The 5,861-nt window shown below is 55.1% G+C and carries 6 protein-coding genes; all 6 read right to left on the bottom strand.

The window, feature by feature from the left end; translation table 11 throughout:
* A partial coding sequence (locus VB144_10075; protein ID MEA4883979.1) for a group II intron reverse transcriptase/maturase occupies positions 1–251 on the bottom strand: 251 nt, incomplete at its 3' end.
* A gap of 552 nt (positions 252–803) precedes the next feature.
* Positions 804–1,793, bottom strand: a complete 990-nt coding sequence (locus VB144_10080; protein MEA4883980.1) for an autoinducer 2 ABC transporter substrate-binding protein — start codon at positions 1,791–1,793, stop codon at positions 804–806.
* Positions 1,794–1,885: 92 nt separating this feature from the next.
* Positions 1,886–2,896 carry an ABC transporter permease gene (locus VB144_10085; GenBank protein MEA4883981.1) on the bottom strand — a complete coding sequence of 337 codons (1,011 nt, stop codon included), beginning with the start codon at positions 2,894–2,896 and terminating at the stop codon, positions 1,886–1,888.
* A 28-nt stretch (positions 2,897–2,924) separates the two neighbouring features.
* A complete protein-coding gene (locus VB144_10090; protein MEA4883982.1) occupies positions 2,925–3,890 on the bottom strand; it encodes an ABC transporter permease in 966 nt (321 codons plus the stop codon).
* Positions 3,884–5,419, bottom strand: coding sequence for a sugar ABC transporter ATP-binding protein (locus VB144_10095; GenBank protein ID MEA4883983.1), 1,536 nt, complete (start codon positions 5,417–5,419; stop codon positions 3,884–3,886). Before VB144_10095 ends, VB144_10090 begins: the two co-directional genes overlap by 7 nt.
* Before the next feature lie 12 nt (positions 5,420–5,431).
* Complete coding sequence (locus tag VB144_10100; GenBank protein MEA4883984.1) at positions 5,432–5,719, bottom strand: FGGY-family carbohydrate kinase; 288 nt, start codon at positions 5,717–5,719, stop codon at positions 5,432–5,434.
* Positions 5,720–5,861: the final 142 nt, after the last annotated feature.

Consider the following 5,861-nt stretch of genomic DNA (forward strand, 5'->3'; position numbering starts at 1 on the left):
GGCCTGTAGGTCCCACTGAGCAGCGATTGCTTGAGCTCAGCCCAATGGACATGCAAGTATGGGCGTAGTTCGCCAACTCGCATCCCATCGATCCCCGCCGCTCCTTTGTTCTGCTCCACGCGTTTGCACGCGCTTACCACATTGGAATTGGATACGATGAGCTCCATGAGTCTCTGCGCGTTCTTCCCGGGTTGCTCTGTGGTTCGCGCCGAAGAAGGGCTAGGCGCTCCTGCGGTCCCCTGCGTATTCACCGCATCCCTCCGCAGGCAGCTCCCTTGCGGGATATTCTGCTGTCGACGCCCTTCTCGCGAGCTCGGCACTTTGCTTCCCTCATTTCATGTTCAGCCCTTCCCGGACCACGACGTCATGTTCCGGTACTATGGCCTCTGCTGACTCCTGTCGGCTCAGCCGCGTCTCTCGGCGCGGGTTGCCGGGTTACCCAGCGCATCCGACAGGCCTCCCCGGGTAAGGTCATTGTCTTTCCCTCCATCAACCCGCCCCATTTACTCTGGACAGCCTTCGGCAGCAAGGACTTCGCTTTGTTAGGCAAGCTCATCCAACTGTCCCTAGCCTCGTATGGGGTTTCTGTTCGTCGGGCCGGAGGTTTGCCGTCGGCTTCCTTCAGATTCCGCCTCGCGGCGGACACCCTTGCCTTAAGCTATGGCTACTGCTGCCTTCACCATCGGGGACTTTCACCCCTCAGACAACGATCATGCCGGGCGCACCTGAAATGGAGCTCCCACCGAATCGGTGGGAGCTCCATGGCCTCCTGGTACGAATAATCGCGACAATGCAAACCGCGTCTAGAAGTTGAACTGGTCCACGTTGTCTACTGTGAAGTCAGTGGGAGGCCCCATGACTAAGGTCTTCCCATCGGGCTTAACCTCAATCTTGCCGACTTTGGGAACGGACATGCCATCGGTAATCGGCACCCCAACGAGCTTCTGATATGCTGCCCATATGGTGAAATAGCCCAGCACTGATGGATCCCACAGAGTTGCAGCCTTGAGATCTCCGGACTTTAGGTACGTCCGGGCTTCGCTCGGCACCGTTATTCCCACAACGGCAACACGGTCCTTCAAACCCTTCTCCCTCACAGCCTGAGCGGCTCCGATCGGTGCCGGGCTACTCAGAGCTATGATTCCATCTAGGTTAGGATAGGCTTTGAGAAGGTTGAGAGTCTTGACATATGCCTCTTGCTGGTTCTCATTTGTCGGTATTCGCTCTGCAACTAGCTTGAGTCCCGGGTAGACTTGCTTGGCATGCGCCAGCCCATAGTCAATCCAGGCGTTAAGGTTCTCGGCTTCCAGCCCGCCGGTGAGAACAGCGTAGTTCCCCGTCTTTCTCCCCAACTTGTCCACAAACAGATCCCATATATGCTCGCCATAGACCTTGTCGTCGATCTGGTGTACCGATAGATCCACTACCGCCTTGTCAGCAGGGGTGTCCCAGTCGAGCACTACGATGCCCTTCTGTCTCGCCTTCTTCAAGACCGGAGTAACTGCGGCAGGATCATTTGGAGCTATGCATATCGCGTCAACGCCGCGGCTGATGTAGTCTTCGATCATCTTGACCTGTACAGCGGCGTCGATCTGAGTGGGTCCCGCGTAGATAACTTCGGCGCCAAGATCAATTCCCGCCTGAAGAGCGCCTTTCTCGGACGCGTTGAAATACGGGATCCCCATCAGCTTCGGCATTATGAGAATTCTGTACTTTTTCGCCCCGACCACGCCTGTGAAAAACATCGACATGACCAGCAAAAACAGGATACTGACAGCGATTCTTCTCTTCATCATTGCCCCTCCATTCTTGATCCGCGCTACATCAGTCACCGAGTCTGCGTGCTTTCCGGCAGCATGTGCCGTTGGACAACCACACCCCCGTCCTAGTGCTCAGCTCCGGTGCCAGCGCCAGCGCTAACGTCAGCGGCTTTTGGCCTGATAGAGCCGCGAATTTGGCTGTAGCGGCTCAAAACCAGAACGGAGACGAGTATTACCCCCATGATCGCGTCCGTGATGAACCGGTTCGTCCCAAGTATGTTTAGGCCGTTCGAAATCACCTGAATAATGCATATGGCAATCATAGTCCCGAGCACGCTTCCCCTGCCCCCGGCCATGTCAGTCCCGCCCAGAACTGCAGCCGAAATGCTCTGAAGCAGATAGGAAGAGCCGAGGGTCACTTTGGCCGAATTGTAGCGGGAGATCATGATCATCGAAGCAATTCCGGCCATGATGGAGGAGTATACATACGCTTGCAGCAACGCCTTCTTTACATCTATCCCTGAGAATTGGGACGCTGTTCGATTGCTGCCGGTCATGCACATCTTCATCCCCCAAGGGGTTCGATTGAGCAGCACATGCGCTATTACCGCGGCTAAAGCAAAGATCAGAATCGGCACAGGGATCTTGGCTACGGCGCCGCTGCCAAGGAAGTAGAACTCCTCCGGGTATCCCGATATGGATCCTCCTTTGGTCAGCCGCATGCACACGCCTTCCAGCAGTATTTTCATCCCAAGCGTTACCAGGATGGGGCTGACTCCGATGAAAGCCACAATATAGCCGCTCGCTGCTCCCATCGCAGCAGCCGCAGCCATCGCAGCCAGAACCGCTGCCAGAATCGTCGCATACGTCCCCATTCCGAGATCGCTTCTCACCATCACGAAGGCGGCGATTATCCCCGATAGCGCAGAGATCGAGCTGATTGCGAGGTTTATCCCGCCTGTGAGTATCACCATCATCATCCCAAGAGTGAGAAGCCCGAACTCAGGGACTTGGAATAGAACCGTTTGAATGTTATTCCAGCTCATAAAGCCCGTCGGCGACAGGATCGAGAAGAGGATCACTACTCCGACAAGGACAGCTATGAGGACGGAATGCTGTTCCCAAGCTCGCTTCATCAAGATGCCTCCGCTTCACAGACCGACTTCAGGCGATGTCGATCTTGCACATGGATCTTTCAGTGTTCCTCCGACGAATCACATCGAAGCAAACTGCAGATAGGATGATAATGCCGACGATCACCTGCTGCCAGTATGTAGGTATCCATGCCAGGATAAGACCGTTGTTGATTATCCCGATCATGAGCAATCCCAGAAGCGTCCCGAACACACTGCCCTCGCCGCCCAGCGCATTGGCTCCGCCTAGAACTACTACAGCGATGACCTGCAGATCAAATCCGGCAAAAGCGTTCGGGTCGACCATCTTGACTATGGAGGAGTGCACAACTGCCGCGATTCCGGCCATGAAGCCGATATAGGAATAGACAAACATGGTGATCCGACTTACGTTGAACCCCGTTCTCCGGGCTGCATCGAGATTGCCGCCCATGGCGTAGATTCCTCTGCCCACCACCGTGTGGTTGAGAACGAACCAGGTGACCAAGGCTGCCGCTGCCAGGAATACGACTTGGATGGGCAACCCGAGCACAGTGATATCCCCAAAATCCTGGAACCACTGCGGCAGGTTCGTTATCCAGGTTCCGTTCGTGCAGTACAGGTTCAGGCCATTATACACACTCACTGTGCCAAGAGTCACAACGATCGGGGGCAAGTTGAAAGCGGCGATACAGAAGCCGTTTATGAAGCCCATAAGAGCTCCGAACACGCCTGCAAGGACAAACACAACAGACAGGTTCAGGTTCATGCTCAGCATGAGCCGCCCGGTCATCACAGTCACCACAGCAGTGACGGCGCCCACCGACACGTCTATTCCGCCCGTGAGAATCGCCATGAGCATGCCCATGGCCACCATGCCCATAACTGCGTTGGCTTTGAGAAGATCAAGTGCGTTTTCCCATGTCAGAAACGCTCTGTTCCTAATCGATATCGCAATGCTGATGGCCACTATGATATACAGAATATTAGCTTCTTTGCGCTTCAGGACGCCTACCATGAACTCTCACCAGCTTCAACGTCACATGTCGAGCCTGAGCCGAGAATCGCTCTATCTAGGATATCTCCCTCCGAGTAGCAGTTGCCGGCGAGCTCGCTCACGATTCGCCCTCTTCTCATGATCAATATCCGGTCGCTTATGGCGAGTATCTCGGGGATTTCCGACGATATCACGATTATGCCCAGGCCTGTTTCAGCCAGCCTCCGAAGCAGCCTGTGGATCTCGCTTTTGGCCCCAATATCGATACCGTGGGTAGGTTCGTCTATGATCAATATGCGAAGCTCGCATGCCAACCACTTGGCGATCACTGCCTTCTGCTGATTCCCGCCGGAGAAGTTGCCTATCGGCATGTGCGGATACGGAGGAGTAATGCGCAACTTATCTATCCAATGTTCTGCTATCTGTCTTCTTTTGTTCTCGTCCACAAGCCCGAGTGAATTCTTGATCTTGTCGACTATGGTGATTGTCTCATTCTCTTCAAGGGTCTTGTCCAGAGCCAGTCCCTCGATCTTCCGATTCTCGGGGACATAGCCAATGCCCATCTTCACGGCCTGTGACGTAGACGCTATGCTGACCGCGCGGCCGTCCAGATAGATCTCGCCCTCGTCAGGCTGGCTGCACCCAAACAGCGCCTGCGCGAGCTCGGTCCGACCGGACCCGACCAACCCCGTGATCCCAAGCACTTCGCCTTTGTGAAGGCTAAACGATACATCCTTGAAATTGCCTCTCTTGCTTAAGCCGGCGACACTCAGCAGAGGTTCGCCGGGCGCTTTTGCGTCATACCGTGCGTAGTGAACATTCCTGCCCACCATGTGAGATATGAGTTGAGACTCGGTGATTCCCTTCTTGTCGTAAGTACCCACATATCTCCCGTCTCTCAGCACGGTGATCCTGTCGGCGATCTCGAACACTTCGTCGAGTTTATGACTGACGAACAATACCGACATGCCTCTGCCTTTCAGAACGTTGATGGCCTTGAACACAGAAACGACATCCTCTTTAGATAGAGACGCTGTGGGCTCGTCAAGCACAAGAACCTTTGCATCATGCACGATCGCACGCGCTATCGCCACAAGCTGCTGGTTGGCCAAAGAAAGGTACCCCAGTTGCTGGCCGGGATCGATGTCCGCGCCCAGCTCCTTCAGGGAGTCCTGCGCCAGCTTGTTGATGCTGCGCCAGTTCAGGCGGAATCTGTGCTCCTGGATCTCGCGTCTGATCGCTATGTTCTCAGCGACAGACAGGTTGGGGAACAGACCCAGATCCTGAAATGTCACGGCTATGCCTTTTTCGAGAGATTCGAGAGGATTGGCGAGTCTCTCCCGCTTGCCCTCGATGATTATGTCCCCTTCGTCTGGTTCTACAGCGCCGGCCAGTATCTTGATAAGGGTCGACTTGCCTGCTCCGTTTTCGCCTACAAGAGCATGAACCTCGCCCCTGTTCATACACAGGCTCACACCGTCCAGAGCTCTCACGCCGGGATAGCTCTTCTCAAGATTTCTGATCTGAAGTATGGGCTCCACGAGAGTCATCCTCTCCATGTATCATGGACAGAAAGCCTTCATCTGCGTAGACTCTCTCACTATGCATCTGCCTTCGGCCAGGCTTCCAATCTCTCCCGCGGCGAGCAGTTGCGCCAGGCAATTGCCGATGACCGTAGCCTCCACAGGACCGGCAACTACAGTGAGCCCGGTCGCCGACGCTGTCAGCTTCGACAGCAAGTCGGCATTAGCGCCTCCGCCCACTATGTGAACTGTTTGAGTTCGTATGCCCGAAACCGCTTCCAGTTTCCGTATGACCTCGCCGTATGTCGCAGCCAGGCTTTCGTATATCGGTCACGTCTTGTCAAGTGGTGTAAATTGCCGTTGTGATTCTCCTCGCGTTCAGACTCCCGAATCTCCTCTAGCCGCCTCACGCGACCTGGCTCTTCCGATACGTGCGCCACATCTGCTGAAAGCTGATGCTGCATTCCAT

It is taken from the genome of Clostridia bacterium, assembly GCA_034926675.1.
Lineage (GTDB): Bacteria > Bacillota > DTU025 > DTU025 > DTU025 > JAYFQW01.

Excerpts from the sequence above, each read along its gene's own strand:
- VB144_10085 (MEA4883981.1), bottom strand. The coding sequence starts at position 2,896 with ATGAAGCGAGCTTGGGAACAGCATTCCGTCCTCATAGCTGTCCTTGTC.
- VB144_10095 (MEA4883983.1), bottom strand. The coding sequence starts at position 5,419 with ATGACTCTCGTGGAGCCCATACTTCAGATCAGAAATCTTGAGAAGAGC.
- VB144_10090 (MEA4883982.1), bottom strand. The coding sequence starts at position 3,890 with ATGGTAGGCGTCCTGAAGCGCAAAGAAGCTAATATTCTGTATATCATA.
- VB144_10080 (MEA4883980.1), bottom strand. The coding sequence starts at position 1,793 with ATGAAGAGAAGAATCGCTGTCAGTATCCTGTTTTTGCTGGTCATGTCG.